Origin of the sequence: Spirosoma endbachense, from assembly GCF_010233585.1 — a bacterium.
In the GTDB taxonomy this organism is placed as follows: domain Bacteria; phylum Bacteroidota; class Bacteroidia; order Cytophagales; family Spirosomataceae; genus Spirosoma; species Spirosoma endbachense.
Genome location: NZ_CP045997.1, coordinates 1,133,215 through 1,149,657, shown reverse-complemented (window position 1 = coordinate 1,149,657; position 16,443 = coordinate 1,133,215). Strand labels below are relative to the sequence as shown.

The 16,443-nt window shown below is 48.1% G+C and carries 11 protein-coding genes; 8 read left to right on the top strand and 3 right to left on the bottom strand.

Annotated elements, in window-relative coordinates:
• Positions 1 to 60: 60 nt before the first annotated feature.
• Positions 61 to 1,278 (bottom strand): HlyD family secretion protein, encoded by a 1,218-nt coding sequence (locus GJR95_RS04620; RefSeq protein ID WP_232541082.1) that lies wholly within the window; start codon positions 1,276 to 1,278, stop codon positions 61 to 63.
• Positions 1,279 to 1,292: 14 nt separating this feature from the next.
• On the opposite strand from GJR95_RS04620, the gene GJR95_RS04615 reads away from it, so the two are divergent.
• The 3 genes from GJR95_RS04615 (at position 1,293) to GJR95_RS04605 (ending at position 5,572) form a co-directional block, all read left to right on the top strand.
• The gene (locus tag GJR95_RS04615; RefSeq protein ID WP_232541081.1) at positions 1,293 to 1,997 is read left to right on the top strand and encodes a response regulator transcription factor; all 705 of its coding nucleotides are present in this window, start codon (positions 1,293 to 1,295) and stop codon (positions 1,995 to 1,997) included.
• A gap of 369 nt (positions 1,998 to 2,366) precedes the next feature.
• Entirely contained in the window at positions 2,367 to 4,964 is a 2,598-nt protein-coding gene (locus GJR95_RS04610) for a DUF5686 and carboxypeptidase-like regulatory domain-containing protein (protein WP_162384766.1), read from the top strand.
• Between the two features lie 65 nt (positions 4,965 to 5,029).
• Positions 5,030 to 5,572, top strand: coding sequence for a DUF4833 domain-containing protein (locus GJR95_RS04605; protein ID WP_162384765.1), 543 nt, complete (start codon positions 5,030 to 5,032; stop codon positions 5,570 to 5,572).
• Positions 5,573 to 5,662: 90 nt separating this feature from the next.
• On the opposite strand, the gene GJR95_RS04600 is transcribed toward GJR95_RS04605, so the two are convergent.
• Complete coding sequence (locus GJR95_RS04600) at positions 5,663 to 6,061, bottom strand: T9SS type A sorting domain-containing protein (protein WP_162384764.1); 399 nt, start codon at positions 6,059 to 6,061, stop codon at positions 5,663 to 5,665.
• A gap of 362 nt (positions 6,062 to 6,423) precedes the next feature.
• Positions 6,424 to 6,642, bottom strand: coding sequence for a hypothetical protein (locus tag GJR95_RS04595; RefSeq protein ID WP_162384763.1), 219 nt, complete (start codon positions 6,640 to 6,642; stop codon positions 6,424 to 6,426).
• A 624-nt stretch (positions 6,643 to 7,266) separates the two neighbouring features.
• Between GJR95_RS04595 and GJR95_RS04590 the strand changes: the two genes are divergently transcribed.
• From GJR95_RS04590 to GJR95_RS04570, 5 genes are all read left to right on the top strand, one after another.
• Positions 7,267 to 9,837 carry a TonB-dependent receptor domain-containing protein gene (locus GJR95_RS04590; protein ID WP_162384762.1) on the top strand — a complete coding sequence of 857 codons (2,571 nt, stop codon included), beginning with the start codon at positions 7,267 to 7,269 and terminating at the stop codon, positions 9,835 to 9,837.
• 131 nt (positions 9,838 to 9,968) lie between these two features.
• A complete protein-coding gene (locus GJR95_RS04585; protein ID WP_162384761.1) occupies positions 9,969 to 10,685 on the top strand; it encodes an outer membrane lipoprotein-sorting protein in 717 nt (238 codons plus the stop codon).
• A 252-nt stretch (positions 10,686 to 10,937) separates the two neighbouring features.
• Positions 10,938 to 12,239 (top strand): APC family permease, encoded by a 1,302-nt coding sequence (locus tag GJR95_RS04580; RefSeq protein WP_162384760.1) that lies wholly within the window; start codon positions 10,938 to 10,940, stop codon positions 12,237 to 12,239.
• A gap of 35 nt (positions 12,240 to 12,274) precedes the next feature.
• The gene (locus tag GJR95_RS04575; RefSeq protein WP_162384759.1) at positions 12,275 to 13,402 is read left to right on the top strand and encodes an LLM class flavin-dependent oxidoreductase; all 1,128 of its coding nucleotides are present in this window, start codon (positions 12,275 to 12,277) and stop codon (positions 13,400 to 13,402) included.
• A gap of 478 nt (positions 13,403 to 13,880) precedes the next feature.
• Positions 13,881 to 16,304 (top strand): outer membrane beta-barrel protein, encoded by a 2,424-nt coding sequence (locus tag GJR95_RS04570; protein ID WP_162384758.1) that lies wholly within the window; start codon positions 13,881 to 13,883, stop codon positions 16,302 to 16,304.
• Positions 16,305 to 16,443 lie beyond the last annotated feature (139 nt).

Here is a 16,443-nt window from a genome sequence, read left to right as displayed (position 1 = left end):
TATTCACCTAATTCACTGACAATAAATTTGTTGCCTACCTTCGAAACGCGAGTCCAAAGGTTAATCAACGAAAGCAGATGCTGTTTTCTTGAATTTCCGGAAAAGATGACCGTACATCGTTCGCTCATCCGTAATAATGTCGGCCTTTCCCTGCATACCGATCCGCAGTAAGTTATGAAGGTTCTGCTCGTTCGTGATGCGCAGCCGAACGTTAAATAACCCTTTTTCATCGGGGGTAAGCGAAACCGTATTTACCTCACCTGAAACGGAACCCCATTCATAGACTGGGTACGCATCCACTTTTAGTATAACCGACTGGCCAGCCCGAATTTTGCCAATCTGTGACGAGTTGACCTGCGTATGGGCATAAAGCGGAGCTTCATCATACATCATTTTGAGCAACGTCGTTCCGGCTACGACTTCTTTTTCTCCTTCAAATACAAACGAAACGGTACTGCTACGAGTCGCTTTCAAGAGCAGGTGCGCATTTGATGTTATCGAGAAAGCCCCATACGTACCTTCAATACGTTTGCGAGTGGCTGTCAGAGTCGTATGCAGATGGTCGCCTTCCAGAAGCAAATCACTGGCATTTTTGGCAATTTGCTTTTCCAGTATGCTTATTTCCAATTTTTTAGAGGCAATCTGCCGATTGAGCGACGTGCGATTTTCGAGGTGATTCTGATACGCCAGATCATAGGCACTTTGCGCCTGAAACTGTTTAAGTTCCAGCGCATTCAGGTTGTTTTTACTGATGTCGCCAGCCTGGTAAAGTGTCCGATTCGTAGCCAGAAGCCGTTTTGATTCGGTAACATGATAGAGCAGACTACCCGACTCCGATTCCCATTTTCGATCGGCAATAGCGACCTGAGTTTCTTTCAGCCCGATCTCCTCCTGGGTTTTATGGATTGTTAATTTTGTGATGGCCTGTTCGTCCGTTGCAGAAGCCGTTCGGAAATTCCGAAAACTGGATAGATTAGACTCCGCCGACGAAAGTTCGCGAGCTAAAGCAGCAATGTCGGGGGCGCTGATTTCCAGAATCGTATCGCCGGGTTTTACGTGTTGTCCGTTCCGAACATACATCCGTTCGATATACACCGTTGACGGAAATCGATAGATCTCCTCTGCCCGTTCAGACTTAAAGACAAACGGGGTTGGAATCGTATCGGGCAATACAATTACGAAGCCAAGAACCAACCCTATCAGAACCAGAACAACCGCCCACCAGCCCAATCGGCGCATGGCTGCTGATTGTTGAGGATCACGGCGATTTAAGGGCATTCATCCGGAACCAGATGCAACGATATTATCGGGTTCTGGAAAGTGAGAATGGCCTTCAGGGATTGAAAGCCGCTCAGGAGAATCTGCCCGATCTGATTATCAGCGACTGGATGATGCCCGATATGGATGGTATTGAGTTTTGCCGCCAGACAAAACTCGACGAACGCACCAGCCATATTCCATTTATTCTTCTGACGGCGCTGTCAGCTCAGGATAATAAGCTCACTGGCCTCGAAACCGGTGCCGATGAGTATTTGACCAAGCCATTTGATTCACGCGAATTGATTATCCGATCGCAGAATCTGATTGAAAGTCGACAAAAGTTACGCGAGCGGTTTGCCCGCGAAATCCGGGTTCAGCCAAAAGACATTACGGTTACGTCAACTGACGAAAAATTCCTGATGCGCGTTCTGAAGATCGCAGAGGATAATTTAGGCAATGCCGATTTCACACCAGAACAGTTTGGGCGAGAGATTGGCTTAAGTCGGATGCAGTTGCACCGCAAGCTCATTGCCCTTACTAGCCAGGCTACTGGCGACTTCCTCCGTGTGATGCGCCTGAAACGGGCGGCTCAACTCCTCGAAGGGCGCACAGGCAGTGTGTCTGAAATCGCGTATGGCGTTGGCTTTAATTCGCTTTCGTACTTTGCCAAATGCTTCCGGGAACAATTCGGTGTGCTACCGAATGAATATGCGGCCAGTTTAAGTGCACAAGTCTAACTAAAACGAGCCAGTTTTCGTCGCTGTAACAGGAAATCCGTGCCAGAATCTATGCGTTCAGGCACGGATTCCTGGCTATATGGATAGCTACTTTCCGTCTCCTGCCTGTCTGAGGTGGATCGGCATGGCATTACAACTCAGTAAGCAATTCAAACTGTTAGAGACCAACAATATACGCTTCGTGCGTAAAACCCTTTTCTAATCAGGCCCACTCCGGCAACTTTGCCGTATCAATGTCAACACATGACAGCAGAACAACCCACATACGGCCAACTTAGTGAGCGTCCGTTTTCTCAAGTAATTATTTTTCTATAGGGGGAACCAGCATCTCAGTAGTCATAGCCGTACTGGAGTCCAGTAAACAACATCATGAAGGCTAGTAAACTACGCTCAATATCGGATGACAATCCCTGCCAAACCACACACGTTCAGCGCAGATCAATCCATTTTCTCTTTCTGGTCCGTCAGATTCTGTTTTGTATAATCTTGTTTGGTGGGCTATCTGCCTTTGGGCAAACACCTACTAATCAGGAGCTTATTTCCGGAATAATTACAGACCTGAGTTCGGGCCAAGGGATTGCCTTTGCTTCAATAGCCGTAAAAGGAAAACCCATCGGTACGCAGGCCGATGCCGATGGCCGTTATAAACTTCAATTACGTCAACCCGTCGATTCACTCCTGGTCACGGCACTCGGCTACCAGACCGTACACGTTGCTGTTACTGCGTCAACCGTTAATGTGGCGTTAAAACCAGCCGCATCATTGCTCAATGAAGTAGTAGTTCATGCCGGTGAAAACCCCGCCTTTCGTATCCTGAGAGAAATAAATGCTCACCGAAAACAGAACGATTTCCGGCAGTTGAGTGGCTACGACTATGAAGCCTATAGCCAGCTCGCCATTACGATCAACCAGCTATCCGAACGTTTCCGGCAACGGAAGGCGGTGCGGGCAATTCTGAGAGCGCTGGAAGAGAAACAGGGCGGAAAACCCGCCGTCCTATTACCCGTCTTTTTTTCTGAAACCGTTTCGCACATCTATGCCCGGCGTAATCCGCAGCATATGAAAGAGAAGATTCTAAAAACGAACATCAGCAGCGTTGGCATTACCGACGATAGTTTCGTAGCGATGTTTACCGGCGCAGGCTTCAATACGCTTAATTTCTACCAAAATCAGGTTAGTCTGTTCAAGAAAGAGTTCATTTCACCACTGGCCGAAGGAGGACGTTCAGCGTATACGTACTTTCTGGCCGACACAACACAAATTGGTCAGCATACTTGCTATGGCATTGATTTTGACCCTAAGAACGAACGTGATCTGGTTTTTAAAGGGCGAATGTGGATTGATAAACTCATTTATGCCCTGGTTCGGATCGAAGCCCAGGTTGGAGCCGCAGCCAACATTAATTTCATCCGTCAAATTGACATCGATCAAACCTACGAGCCAGCCAACGACTCAGGAAATGCCTGGTTACCCGAAACGACACACCTAACAGTTAGTGTCGGTGAAGTGGTTAAGAATACGTTTGGCGCTACGGTCGATTACACGACTTCGGTGCGGCAACCACTGGTTGGCCAACCTAAATCGGTTGATTTTTTTAATGTAGACATTGATTTGGCCGAAGACCGAGAGCAATCCACACCCGATTACTGGCAGGCTCAACGCCTGCAATCAAGTCAATCGCACACCTACGACCAGACTCGCGCTATGCTGGATACCGTCCGTAGCCTGCCTGTTGTGAAATCATATACAAGAGCCGCCCAGTTTGTGCTCAATGGTGGTTATCTGCCCCTCGTACGAGGGGTCGATGTTGGTTCGGCATTTTCAATGTGGGCCTATAACCGTGTTGAAGGGCATCGATTCCGGATGGGATTACAAACCAATAATACCTTTAGCCGCACGTGGCAGCTTTCGGCTTACGGGGCCTATGGCACGCGTGATCGGGTCTGGAAAACCGGCGCTGAAGTCAATTTTATTCCTAAACGGCAGCCATTAACGCTCATTACGCTACGCCATAGCTATGATCTGGAACAGCTGGGTTTTCGGATGGAAGATGTAGCCGATAACTCGTTTTTCCGGATAAACAGCCGGTTCGGTCGTTATCCACAAGCCTATTATCAACGCGAAATCTCTCTGACGGCCCAGCGTGATTTAGGAACAACTTTTACGCAAACGGTCGGTGTTCGATCCCGCTCTATGAATCTGTTATTCCCCTTCGCGATTAATCAGACCAGTGAATCAGCGTCTTCAGCAACGGCTATGACAGACCTTCGGAGCTCGGAATTGTTTCTGGAAACACGCTATGCGCCAGGTCGATTACCTGCCCGGCGCGTTACAAACCGCCGAATTCGTCGTCGTCCAACCGAAACGGCGCCCATTGTGACATTGCGCTACACCCTGGGTACTGCTTCATTTCAGGGCCGTACCTTTAGCGGTTACCACAAGCTGCAAATGCAGTTTGACCACACCCTTCGCTGGGGCCTTTTCGGACGCACGCAATATACGGTCAAAGCTGGATATAGCCCCTCAACCATTCCCTATCCGTTGCTTCAGGTACATTTAGGGAACCAAACGCCGTTTTATAATAAGAACGCCTTTAACCTGATGAACTACGCAGAGTTTGTCAGTGACCGCTATGTATCGGTTGCCGTTGAGCACAAGTTTGAAGGATTACTGACTAACCGTCTACCTATAATACGGCGTTGGGGCTGGCGCACATTTATGACAGGCAACGTGCTGTGGGGCCAATTGAGTGAGGCTAATTACAAGCTGATAGCCACGCAGGATAGTAAGGGTAAGCAGCTTCCGCCGGTTCACTCATTGCAGCAAACGCCTTATGTGGAAGTGGGGTATGGCTTCGAAAATGTCCTGAAAGCCTTACGTATCGAAGCGTTGCACCGGCTGACCTATCGGCAAAACCCGAATGTAACGCCATTTGCAATCAAAGTATCGTTTCAACTTGGTCTGTAAGCGATTTCAGGAAATGATACCCCTCTTCGTGCTGTACTGCGATGATCACGTTAACACTATACACCATGAAAAAAGTACATTCCTGGATACTCGTGACTACCCTGTTTCTGGCTGGGTACTTACCTGCAAAGGCTTTAAGCGATTCATTTCCACAACCTCATCGTTCAGCTAACCAGCTGTTTTATATTCAGCGAAGTAAAGACATTAACACCATTGTCTACGAGGCCAATCTGTCTGCCAACAAAAAGCTCGACCCGAACAAACCACTACAAGTCTACTGGATTCGCTACGCCGAAAAAGGGCAGCGGGAAGACTTGTCTCCGATTCAATGGCAGATGGCCTACGGCTATACGCATAAACCGTCAACCGCTGGACCAGATGCTTACGATATCAATCTGAATGCATTTCGGAAACACCCGCTCCAGGTTGTTCGCTACCAGGGCAAGCCCATTGCGATGACGCTAATTAACGGGGAGCGGGCGCGTTTACAAAAAGTATTTGTACAACTTGACCCGAAGTCGCGCCTGGTTCCGCATGTTCAATACATTGAGATGTATGGCGTTGATCTGGATAAGGGGAAACCGGTTTATGAACGCATCATACCCTGACAGTTTTATACAGGACGCTTCTATAAAAGCAATGGCCAGCCTCTGAGGAGAGACTGGCCATTGCTTTTATAGGCAATAATGGTTTGAAGCTTAATTGATTGCGACAAGGCGGCTGGGGGCACTAGGCTGCTGGGTCGACAATGTGACGATCTGCGTAGAGGTTTCTACTCCATTTGTCACTTCTACCCGGTAAGCGCCATCCTGCAATTCGTTCAGATTTAAGCGGATACGAGACGTTTTTTCATTCTTACCAACGCGTTGGTAGAACAAGACTTTTCCATCGGCATTCTTTAGCCGAATATCGACTGCACCGCCTGTTTCTTTATCAAGAGCAATCTGAAGTTTTCCTTCCATTGTCGAGTAAATACCCGTTTTGTAGGCTGCAACGGCCGCTGGGCGGCTACCAGGGTTTACTTCGGCCAATGAAGCAGAAAAAGTAACTAAGCTTAATGTGAAAGCAACGAGCAGAGGTTTGAAGAGCGTTTTCATGATTTATGTGTTTTTTGTTTCAGTTTAAAATCTAGTCGGGTTATTCCCGATTGGTGAAACAAAGATATAGGCAGTAGCTGGTACTATGCATTACAAACTACCAGAACGGTTTAACGGCTTGATGAATGGTGGGAAAGTAAGGATGACTGAGCGAACGGCCGTTTTTGGCACTATACAAAGGATTATCCGGAAAGCGAGGAAAGAAATCGTGCTTTCCGTCGAGCGCCAATCCTATGATACAGAAACCTGTCAGAGCAAGAAGTATACATATCTACAGGGAATTATAAAATTGCGTTTGCTAATTACTATTGCTGATCAAGCCCTGACTTGAATCAACAACGCAAACTGCACTTGCAATACTGCTAATTGGAAGAAGCTATTGGATCAACTGAAAAAATAGAGGCTACCTGCTCATTGCCATATAGAATTTCCTGTCGCTGATCAAAAGAGCTCAACGCCAGAATTAGAATAAAGCCTGGTAGCAGGATTAGCATAGTAACCAGTACCAAAGCACCAAATAAAATGGCAAGAGCAATGCGCATGCCCTGAATAAAGAGAGAAACAGAATAGGCTGCTTTCATCTGATGAAATGAAAGTTTAGTGTAAACTATTTAGTAGGGTTACATAAAAAAAGCAAAAATTAACCAGCAATAAAAAATATCAACCTTTTTCAGCAATCTCTATACAAATCTTGGACAGACCCTCAAAACACAAACTATTTCAACATTATCAGGATATATACTGGCCAGAAAATTCAATTGATAAGAAGGCTTGGTCACTAATCATTTACAATAAGCCCAATTTACAAATATCATATCTGATTTTCACAGAAAGTGGAGTATTCTGCCAATCTACTTTCCACAAAAAAAATAATTTCATGCATTTATCAACCTTTATGATCAGAACCAGTAGGGCGCACCATTGCATCCACAAAATCAGCCATGATAGCTTGTTAATCAGACAAATAACGACCCTGAACCGGGACAGAATAACCGACATATTACTGACAAAGGACGGTTCCCGCTGACATGCCATTTTTGTCGGCACCAGCTGGGGTTGAACAGTCAAAGACTGCCTGAGCTATTGACCCTCGTCCGTTCGTCGGTAAGAAACCGGTGTCTATCCGATTGATTCCCCCCTTCATCCACTTTTGTTTTCGGGCATCAAGACTGCGTTACACCTTTGTAGTGTCCAAGAACATTTCTATGAAAACGCACACTTTACTACTTCTCACAACTTTACTTGCTGCCAGTTTACTAACACCTGCCTGGGCTCAGTTTCCGACGATGGGTGCCTCCTCTCAAACGAAGGCATTGCCTGGTACTGCGGGTGACCAAAGTCCCAAAGGAAGTGCTAAACTTACTGGCTCCGTCATGGATTCAACGCAAGCGAAAGCGGTTGAATTCGCCAGTATTGCCCTCTATAATAAAACCACAGGCAAAGCCATAGATGGTACGGTAGCCGATGAAAAAGGCAAATTCACCCTCGCAAAGCTGGTAGCGGGTGACTACAGAGTGCTGGTCAGCTTTGTCGGCTTCCGCAATAAAACAATAGAGAACGTCACGTTAGCCAACGGTCAAACCCTGGATTTAGGAACGATTCAACTTAGCTCCAGCGTAAAAACGCTTGCCGAAGTAACGGTAACTGGTCAAGCCGCGATCATTGAAGAAAAAGTAGATCGACTGGTTTACAATGCCGATAAAGACATTACAGCCAAGGGTGGAGACGCTACCGATATCCTGCGAAAAGTGCCTCTGCTCACGGTAGATCTGGACGGTAACGTTTCGCTACGTGGTAGTTCTAACATTCGGGTGTTGATCAACAATAAGCCCAGCACGATCGTTGCCAGCAGTGTAGCTGATGCACTCAAGCAAATTCCGGCCGACCAGATCAAAACGGTTGAAGTCATTACCAGTCCGTCGGCCAAATATGATGCTGAAGGTTCGGGCGGTATTATCAACATCATTACGAAAAAGAATAGCCTGCAGGGTCTGAACCTTAACATTGATTCGGGCGTGGGTAACCGTGGATCTATGCTGTCGCTGAACGGCAGCTACCGCAAGGGCAAGGCAGGTTTTACGTTGGGCGGCTTTGGCCGAGCCATGTATAACACCATTACCAAAACCAACCTCGACCAGACCAGCCAGGTTAACAACGTTTCGACGCTAACCCGACAGACTGGCGATGGAACAAGTCAGGGATTGTTTGGACAATATAATCTGGGCTTCGACTACGATCTGGCTAAAAACCAAAGTCTGACGGCAGGAGTACGCTATGGTGTACGTAACATGATCAGTCAGCAGGATTTGGTGACCCAGCTTTTTACGAACGGCACACTCGGCTCGACTTCTAATCGGAACGTAGATTCAAAAAATCTCTCGGGAACAGTGGATGCCAATGTCGATTACCTGCATACATTTAAGCCTCAGCAGGAGTGGAGCATTTCGACCCTTTACAGCCGTAATGATCTAACCAATAACTTCGACGCTGATTTGCTCAATGGCTCGGGTGCTCTGACCGGGCGTCAACAGAACCTGAATAAGAATGTCAATCAGGAATTTACCTTACAAACCGATTACCAGACACCGATCAAGAAAAATCAGCTGATTGAGTTTGGGGCAAAAGGTATAATCCGGCAGGTCAACAGCGACTACCGCTACCTGTTAGCCGGTCCAACGGGTAATTTCACTACCGAAAACAATGGTACGCTGGGCGAACTGCTTTACCATCAGAACATTGCAGCCGGTTATACATCGTATACCTATACCACCAAGCAACGCTATACGTTCAAAGGAGGACTTCGTTATGAGCACACCTTTATCGACGCCAGCACCAAAGAAGGAGGAACGCTCGGCATTGGCAATTATGGTGTATTAGTACCCAGCATCAATGCGTCAAAAACCATTAAAGGTACTACGGTAAAACTAGGGTATAACCGTCGGATTCAGCGACCTGGCCTTCAGCAGTTAAACCCTAATTTTAATGCCGCCAACCCGCAGAATATTACGGTTGGTAATCCAACCTTACGGCCCGAACTGACTAACAATTTTGAGTTGGGATTGAGTAAAACGATCAAGAAAACGTTCATCAATGCTACTTTCTTCGGGCGCGTAACGAACAATGCCATCACACAGGTAAGACAGCCTTCCGACACGCTGGCAGGAGCCATTGTCACTAGTTATCAGAACATTGGCCGTCAGTATACGTATGGCACCAACACGTTTGCCAATGTAGCCGTGACATCAAAAATCAACGTTGGGGTATTTTTAAATATATTCTATAGCAGCCTGAGCGGCCAGACACTGGGTAGCGACGGAGCGTCGACGGAGTTTACCAACACTGGTTTTAACGTTGGCGGTGGTACGTTTGCTTCGGCACAGTTCAAAAATGGATGGGGAGCGCAGGCATTCGGATTTATGCAGGGATCGCAGGTGCAGTTGCAGGGACGGCAGGGCGGCTTTGGTTTCTATACCATCGGCGTCAAGAAAGATTTCAGCAATAAGAAAGGAAGCGTCGGTATTGCGGCCGAAAATTTCCTCTCGAACCGGTTCAACATTCACACTGTACTTAATTCACCCCAATTCAATCAGGTAAACGACGTGTACCTCTACAACCGAGGCATTCGCCTGACGTTTACCTACAAAATTGGTAAGATGACGATGGATGCGCCACGCAAAAAAGCCAAGTCAGTAAATAATGATGATGTAAAAAGCGATGGAAGCGGGCAGGCTCCAGCGGGTGGAACGCCCACTGGCGGTGGAACGCCCCGCCAATAGATCATCACCAGCCAGGGTAGGCACATGACTATCCTAGCTGGTCAGCATCAACCACTTACTCATCTATCTTTGGTTAATGTCCATTATCAACATACCTTACCTCATCAATTAAATAAAATTACGTTTGCCTAATGAAAACTAACAAACTTCTGGCCGTTGCCATGGCCGCCTTCGTCTCAGTCAGTGCGTATGCCCAAACGGTGGACGAAATCGTAGACAAACATATTGCTGCGCTGGGTGGCATCGATAAATTGAAAGGCGTTACTACCCTTGTTACAGAACGGTCGATTTCGGTTCAGGGAATGGAAATTCCCAGCAAAACGACGGTATCTGTAGGAAAAGCAATGCGAACAGAATCGTCGGTGATGGGCAATTCCATGATCCAGGTTGTAGAAGGCACCACGGGCTGGATGATCCGGCCGGCCATGATGCAGGGCACGGGTGAGCCCGAAGATATGCCCGCAGAGCAGGTTAAGCAACAACTAAGTCAGCTCGATCCCTTTGGCCCACTGGTCAATTATAAAGATAAAGGCAACAAAATTGAGCTGGTTGGCAAAGAAAAAGTAGACGGCAAAGATGCCTACCACCTGAAAGTAACTACTAAAGAAGGTCAGGCAATCGATGAGTTTATCGATGCCACTACCTACCTGGTCAGCAAAGTAAAATCGACGATGAACGGTCAGGATGGTGAAATTTCTTTTTCTGACTATAAAGATGTTGATGGTATTAAATTCGCCAACACCATGGAAATAAGCAACCCACAGATGGGTATGCTCACCATGGTTACCAACAAAATCTTGGTGAACAATAAGATAGACGACTCTATTTTCAAGAAACCAGCGAAGTAAGAACGAACTTCTAATTACTTTTTCTGTCCAGGCTGCTTTCTGCAAAGCAGCCTGGACTTTTTTCGTGTAGACGGTACCAGACATTTTGTGCAGCACATACTTTTCTGGCTTATAGGAGCTTAAAATCACCAAATCACGTAGTCAAAAGGCTAAGCCCATTTCTAGCAGAGACAGAATTTATGGGGTGATGATTGCCAAATACTTTTTTCGGGGTTAAGTTCAGCACTCAACGGCCTAAACTAACTTATAAGGTTGGCACACTCAACGAATTCAGTATCACCTTCTCTGCTACGTGGCATTGGCCGGTTTGATTTTATTGCGCTAATTATCAACATTACCATCGGAGCAGGCATTTTAGGCCTGCCAGCTAAACTGTATGCGCTAACTGGCACCTGGAGTCTACTGGCCTACGGGGTAAGCGCTGTAGTGGTGACGCTGATTATTCTGTGTTTTGCTGAAGTTAGCAGCCGGTTCAGTGGCACAGGTGGGCCGTATCTTTACGCCCGCGTCGCTTTTGGACCGCTGGTTGGGTTTGAAGTAGGCTGGCTATTCTGGCTTTCCCGAGTGGCAGCTTTTGCCTCTATCTGCAATTTATTTACTACCTACGCTGCTCTTTTCCGGCCCCAGCTGGCCGAAGGCTGGGAACGAATCGGCCTGATGACGGCTCTGGTCGTTTGCCTGGCCCTTCTGAATTATCTGGGCGTGAAACGGTCGGCACGGGTAAATACGGCGTTCACGATCAGCAAGTTGCTATCCATCGGTGTGTTCGCTGGAATTGGGCTATTTTTTATCGATACAACCGCCTTTAAGTTGCCGGCCTTCCCCTCCTATTCGTCGTTTTCCCAAACAGTTCTGCTGCTGATTTTTACCTTCTCAGGCTTCGATGTAGCAACCATACCTTCGGGCGAGGTCCAGCATCCTCAACGAACAATACCATTATCACTCCTATTGGCTATCGGTACGGTTGCCGTATTGTTTATTTGTGTACAGGTCGTTTGCATTGGCACATTGCCTGATTTAGCTCAGTCTGAACGCCCCTTGGCCGATGCGGCCCGGCACTTTATTGGTCCTTCAGGAGCTGGGTTTATTACGATCGTAGCGTTGTTAACGGCGTTAGGCACCCTCCATGCGTTAATGCTAACAGGACCCCGGCTCCTATTTGCAATGGCTGAGCAAGGGCAGCTGCCCCAATGGTTAGGGTCTACCCACCCGCGTTTCCGGACGCCCTATGCAGCAATTATAGTGACAGCCACCCTTCAACTCCTGCTGGCCATAACCGGAACGTTTCTTTATGCACTGACACTTAGTACACTGATTCGGTTGTCTTATTTTGCCCTTACCTGCGCGGCACTGCCGGTGTTGCGCCAACGAACCGACGTAATGCCTGCCCAGTTTCGAGTAGCCAATGGGCTACTGGTTTCCGGCCTTACTGTGTTACTTTGTGTTTGGCTACTGAGTAATAGTTCGGGGCGCGAAGCGCGGGATGTAGCGATAGCCACCGCTGCAGGATTGGCTATTTTTATCCTGATGCGCAATCGGCGGAAACGAGCATAATTGGATTGCCGATACATGTGATTAAAATTCACCTTATGCTTCATCATCCTATTCAACCTGTTCCAATTCGAACACCCCAGCGTGTTTGCGAAGTATCCTGGTTTTCTGATCTCTGTGGGGAAGACACCGAATTCCTGAGCGTTCGGGACCCTGCCCGAAGTACATTCGCTCATTGCCGCAACATCGCCCTTACTGCCGACCAGCTGGGATTCAGCAACCTGCTCCTGCCAACCTCATACATGCCTGGTCAGGAAGTAATTCCTTTTGCGGCCGGAATCGCGCCTGATCTTCAGAAAATCAGCTTATTAACGGCCATTCGCTGTGGTGAAATGCACCCGCCGATGCTAGCCCGTACGCTAGCTTCCCTCGATCACATGCTACAGGGACGGCTAACGATTAACATCATCAATTCTGATTTACCCGGTTATCGTGAAAACGCCGACTTTCGCTACCAGCGTTGCGCCGAAACCATTCAGATCCTGAAACAGGCCTGGACCAGCGATCGTATCGAACATGATGGCCCTGTGTATGGCCGTATATCGCTTTCAGTTGAACCCGTTAAACCCTATCAGCAGCATGGTGGACCACTGCTGTATTTCGGCGGAACATCAGAGGGGGCCCGAGACGTCTGTGCACGTTATTGCGACGTGTTTTTGATGTGGCCCGAAACCGAAGAAATGCTCTATGCTACGGTGCAGGACGTAGCCGAGCGGGCAGCCCGTTACGGGCGCACAATCGATTTTGGGCTACGTATTCACATTATCGTGCGCGAGACCGAGGCTGAAGCTCGTGCCTGGTCCAACCGATTAATGTCTAAATTCGACCCTTTACGTGGAGCTGCGTTAAAAAATGCCTCACAAAGCTCCTGGTCTCTGGGTGTAAAGCGACAAAATCAACTACGCGAAGAAGCCGACATGAATGGTTATATAGAACCGTTACTCTGGACCGACATCGGCAAGGCTCGCTCAGGAGCAGGCGCGGCACTCGTGGGAAGCGCCGATCAGATTCTTGAGAAAATCAACCGCTACATGGACATGGGTATACGGTCCTTTATATTCTCGGGCTATCCACTGATCGAAGAGGCCGAATGGTTTGCTCAGTTAATACTCCCTCGACTGCCAAACGTATCGATGTCGATGATTCAAGGCCGTATTCCGACCTAAACGCTGGCAATAAGCAGGACTGCCAGCTCATACAAACAGTTTAAACTCCCTGTAACAGATTATAGTAATCCGAACAGCCTGCCAGTTCCCTCCGATCCCGGCTTCAGCATCCCTGTACACCCATAGTCATCATACTCGCCAGGCCGCTGAACGACTATCGGTGTAGCAGCCCTGGTTCGGATGTATAACCATGAAACGGGTCGATATCGGCCTGGCGAGGTTTATACTTAGGACTTTCGCACAGAACCGTGCCACCGTAACGGCGGACCGTGGTTATCAGGAGCAGCATCAGTAACCACGGTCCGCCGTTACGGCGGCACGGTTCTCAGCGAATGTCCTAACACGATGAAGTCATTTATCTATTGGCCTAAAAACGAACGCATTTGGCCTGAACAGGAACGCCCGTTCTGCGGAAGTTGAGGAATATTGTCTGCTCGTCAATACTGATGGACAGACACCTCCTTTCAAACTATCCGCCATGAAATTATCCTACCAAATCTGCTGCTTAATTTTGGGGTTGGCTACCTCCGTCCTGGCCCAAACGACCCTTAACGGATCGATTCGCGATGAAGCGGGTAAGCCCTTGCCCTTCGCCACAATTGCCTTGCTTAGTGCCCGCGATTCCAGTTTAGTTAAAGGTACCATCAGCAAAGAAACCGGTGTGTATGAATTCGAGAACATTCAACCGGGTCAGTATCGACTGGCGGCTTCGGCTGTGGGTTATGCCTCAACTCGCTCCCAAACCGTGTCGGTTGGCACTACGGCGAATAAGCTGCCTGCACTGATTCTGAGTCCAGCGACCAAAACGCTCGGCGAAGTGACGGTGACAGCTCAAAAACCCTTGTTCGAACAGCAGATTGACCGCATGGTGATCAATGTGCAAAGCAGCATTACAGCAGCTGGCGGCTCCGCTCTGGACATCCTCGAACGTTCGCCGGGCGTAACCGTTAACCGCCAGAACAATAGCCTGACCATGAGCGGCAAAGGGGGCGTGATGGTGATGCTTAACGGTAAACTTACGCGCTTGCCCATAGCGACGGTGATGGAAATGCTGGCGGGAATGACTGCCAGCGATATTGAAAAAATTGAACTCATAACCACACCACCCGCCCGCTATGATGCCGAGGGTGATGCAGGGCTTATCAATATTGTTACGAAGAAAAACAGTGCCTATGGTACCAATGGCAACCTGTCAGCTACGTTTGGCTACGGCTGGTATGAACGTCCTTCGGCTACGCTCAACCTCAACCACCGGCAACAGAAACTTAACCTATATGGCGGCTACTCATTTATCCGGAATCGGAGTTGGGAAGAGTATGCCCTGAGCCGTGTAGTGTCGCAAACCGACGGCCCCCTCATGACCGACATTGTCTCAAATCGCTATCCGCTTCGTACCATCCATACGGCCAGAATTGGGTTCGATTATACACTAAATCCACATACAACGCTGAGTGGGCTGATCTCAGGATTCAGCAATAAATGGTCGGCCGACATGCCCACACTTTCTTCGGTCCGGAAAAATCAGGAACTCATCAGCCAGAATGCAATACTGGCTCACCGAACCAACCACTGGCAGCATGGACTCATAAACGTTAATCTACGGCATGTTTTCCCGAATAAGCAGGAATGGAGCCTGGATATTGACCGGCTGTATTACGTCAATCAGAATCCTGCTTACTACGTCAATACTATTCAGAATCTAAAGGCAGCTACGCAGGATGAGCAACAATTCAGGACACTGAAAGAAACACCTGTTCGAATGTGGGTACTCAAAACAGACTTTATAAAGCCGCTCAGCGCGAAAGGTCGTTTAGAAACCGGCCTGAAAGCGACTACTACCTCGCTCAATAATTCCATCACTTTAGATCGGCGAGTTGGGGATCGCTGGCAAGCGGATACGCTTTTCACCAATCGATATAGCCTCACCGAGACGATTCTGGCCGGGTATGCCAGCCTAAACCAGCCACTCGATGCTAAAACAACGCTTCAGGCCGGGGTTCGCTATGAATATACCCAAACCGACATTGAAACTCCGGAAGGAAAATTGTTGGTACACCGGCGATATGGCAACTTTTTCCCGAGTGTCTTTCTGTCCCGAAAATTCAGTAGGAAACACGCCATCAACCTGGCCTATAACCGACGGATCACTCGGCCATCCTACGACGATCTGGCACCGTTCTTTGTGTTTTATGACCCCAATACATACGTTTCTGGCAATCCAGCCTTGTTTCCTACCCTATCCGATGCCATTCAGGGCAACTATATTTTTAAGGATACTTATATTTTTTCGCTGAAATATACGCAGAGCCAGAACGTAATTGCGACACTTCAACCGCACCTCAACCCAGCAACCAATCAGCTGTACTACTACCCCGAAAATATGGCCCGGCAAAACACGCTCGCGTTAACGACAAGCCTGCCGATAGCGATTACTTCCTGGTGGCAAAGTCAAAACAATCTGACGGGCTTTTACCAGAACCTGACGACAACATACCAGAGTCAGCCTGTAAACCAGAAAGCCTATACGCTTCAACTTACCTCGTCGCATACGATTAAACTGCCTCGCCGGTTCACTGCTGAGGTGACTGGTATGTATCAGAGTCCATCGATTGTTGGCCTGTATCGTACGCGAGCTTCAGGGCAGGTTATCGTCGGTGTTCAAAAGATACTGACTGCCGATAAAGGTACATTCCGACTGGCAGTCAGTGATTTATTCTGGACCAATATTTATAGCACCCAAAGTAACATACCAGCCCTTAACCTGAACGACCGGGGTACATACCACTTCGAGCCGCGCGTGATTCGATTCACCTACTCACGCAATTTCGGTAGCCAGACGGTGAAAGCAGCCAATCGACGGGCGACTGGTTCGGAAGAAGAACGTGGACGGCTCACGCAATGAGTCGGCCAGTTTTTGCATAACCAGCGGGTGAAGCTACTCCTGCCTACAGCCTTGATATACTGATAACCAGTAGTCTAAGCTTCTCCAATTTATGCTTACCTTGTTTTTATACTGGCTCTGCCGAATGACAAAACCAAGT

Excerpts from the sequence above, each read along its gene's own strand:
- GJR95_RS04620 (WP_232541082.1), bottom strand. The coding sequence starts at position 1,278 with ATGCCCTTAAATCGCCGTGATCCTCAACAATCAGCAGCCATGCGCCGA.
- GJR95_RS04615 (WP_232541081.1), top strand. The coding sequence starts at position 1,293 with ATGCAACGATATTATCGGGTTCTGGAAAGTGAGAATGGCCTTCAGGGA.
- GJR95_RS04610 (WP_162384766.1), top strand. The coding sequence starts at position 2,367 with ATGAAGGCTAGTAAACTACGCTCAATATCGGATGACAATCCCTGCCAA.
- GJR95_RS04605 (WP_162384765.1), top strand. The coding sequence starts at position 5,030 with ATGAAAAAAGTACATTCCTGGATACTCGTGACTACCCTGTTTCTGGCT.
- GJR95_RS04600 (WP_162384764.1), bottom strand. The coding sequence starts at position 6,061 with ATGAAAACGCTCTTCAAACCTCTGCTCGTTGCTTTCACATTAAGCTTA.
- GJR95_RS04595 (WP_162384763.1), bottom strand. The coding sequence starts at position 6,642 with ATGAAAGCAGCCTATTCTGTTTCTCTCTTTATTCAGGGCATGCGCATT.
- GJR95_RS04590 (WP_162384762.1), top strand. The coding sequence starts at position 7,267 with ATGAAAACGCACACTTTACTACTTCTCACAACTTTACTTGCTGCCAGT.
- GJR95_RS04585 (WP_162384761.1), top strand. The coding sequence starts at position 9,969 with ATGAAAACTAACAAACTTCTGGCCGTTGCCATGGCCGCCTTCGTCTCA.
- GJR95_RS04575 (WP_162384759.1), top strand. The coding sequence starts at position 12,275 with ATGCTTCATCATCCTATTCAACCTGTTCCAATTCGAACACCCCAGCGT.
- GJR95_RS04570 (WP_162384758.1), top strand. The coding sequence starts at position 13,881 with ATGAAATTATCCTACCAAATCTGCTGCTTAATTTTGGGGTTGGCTACC.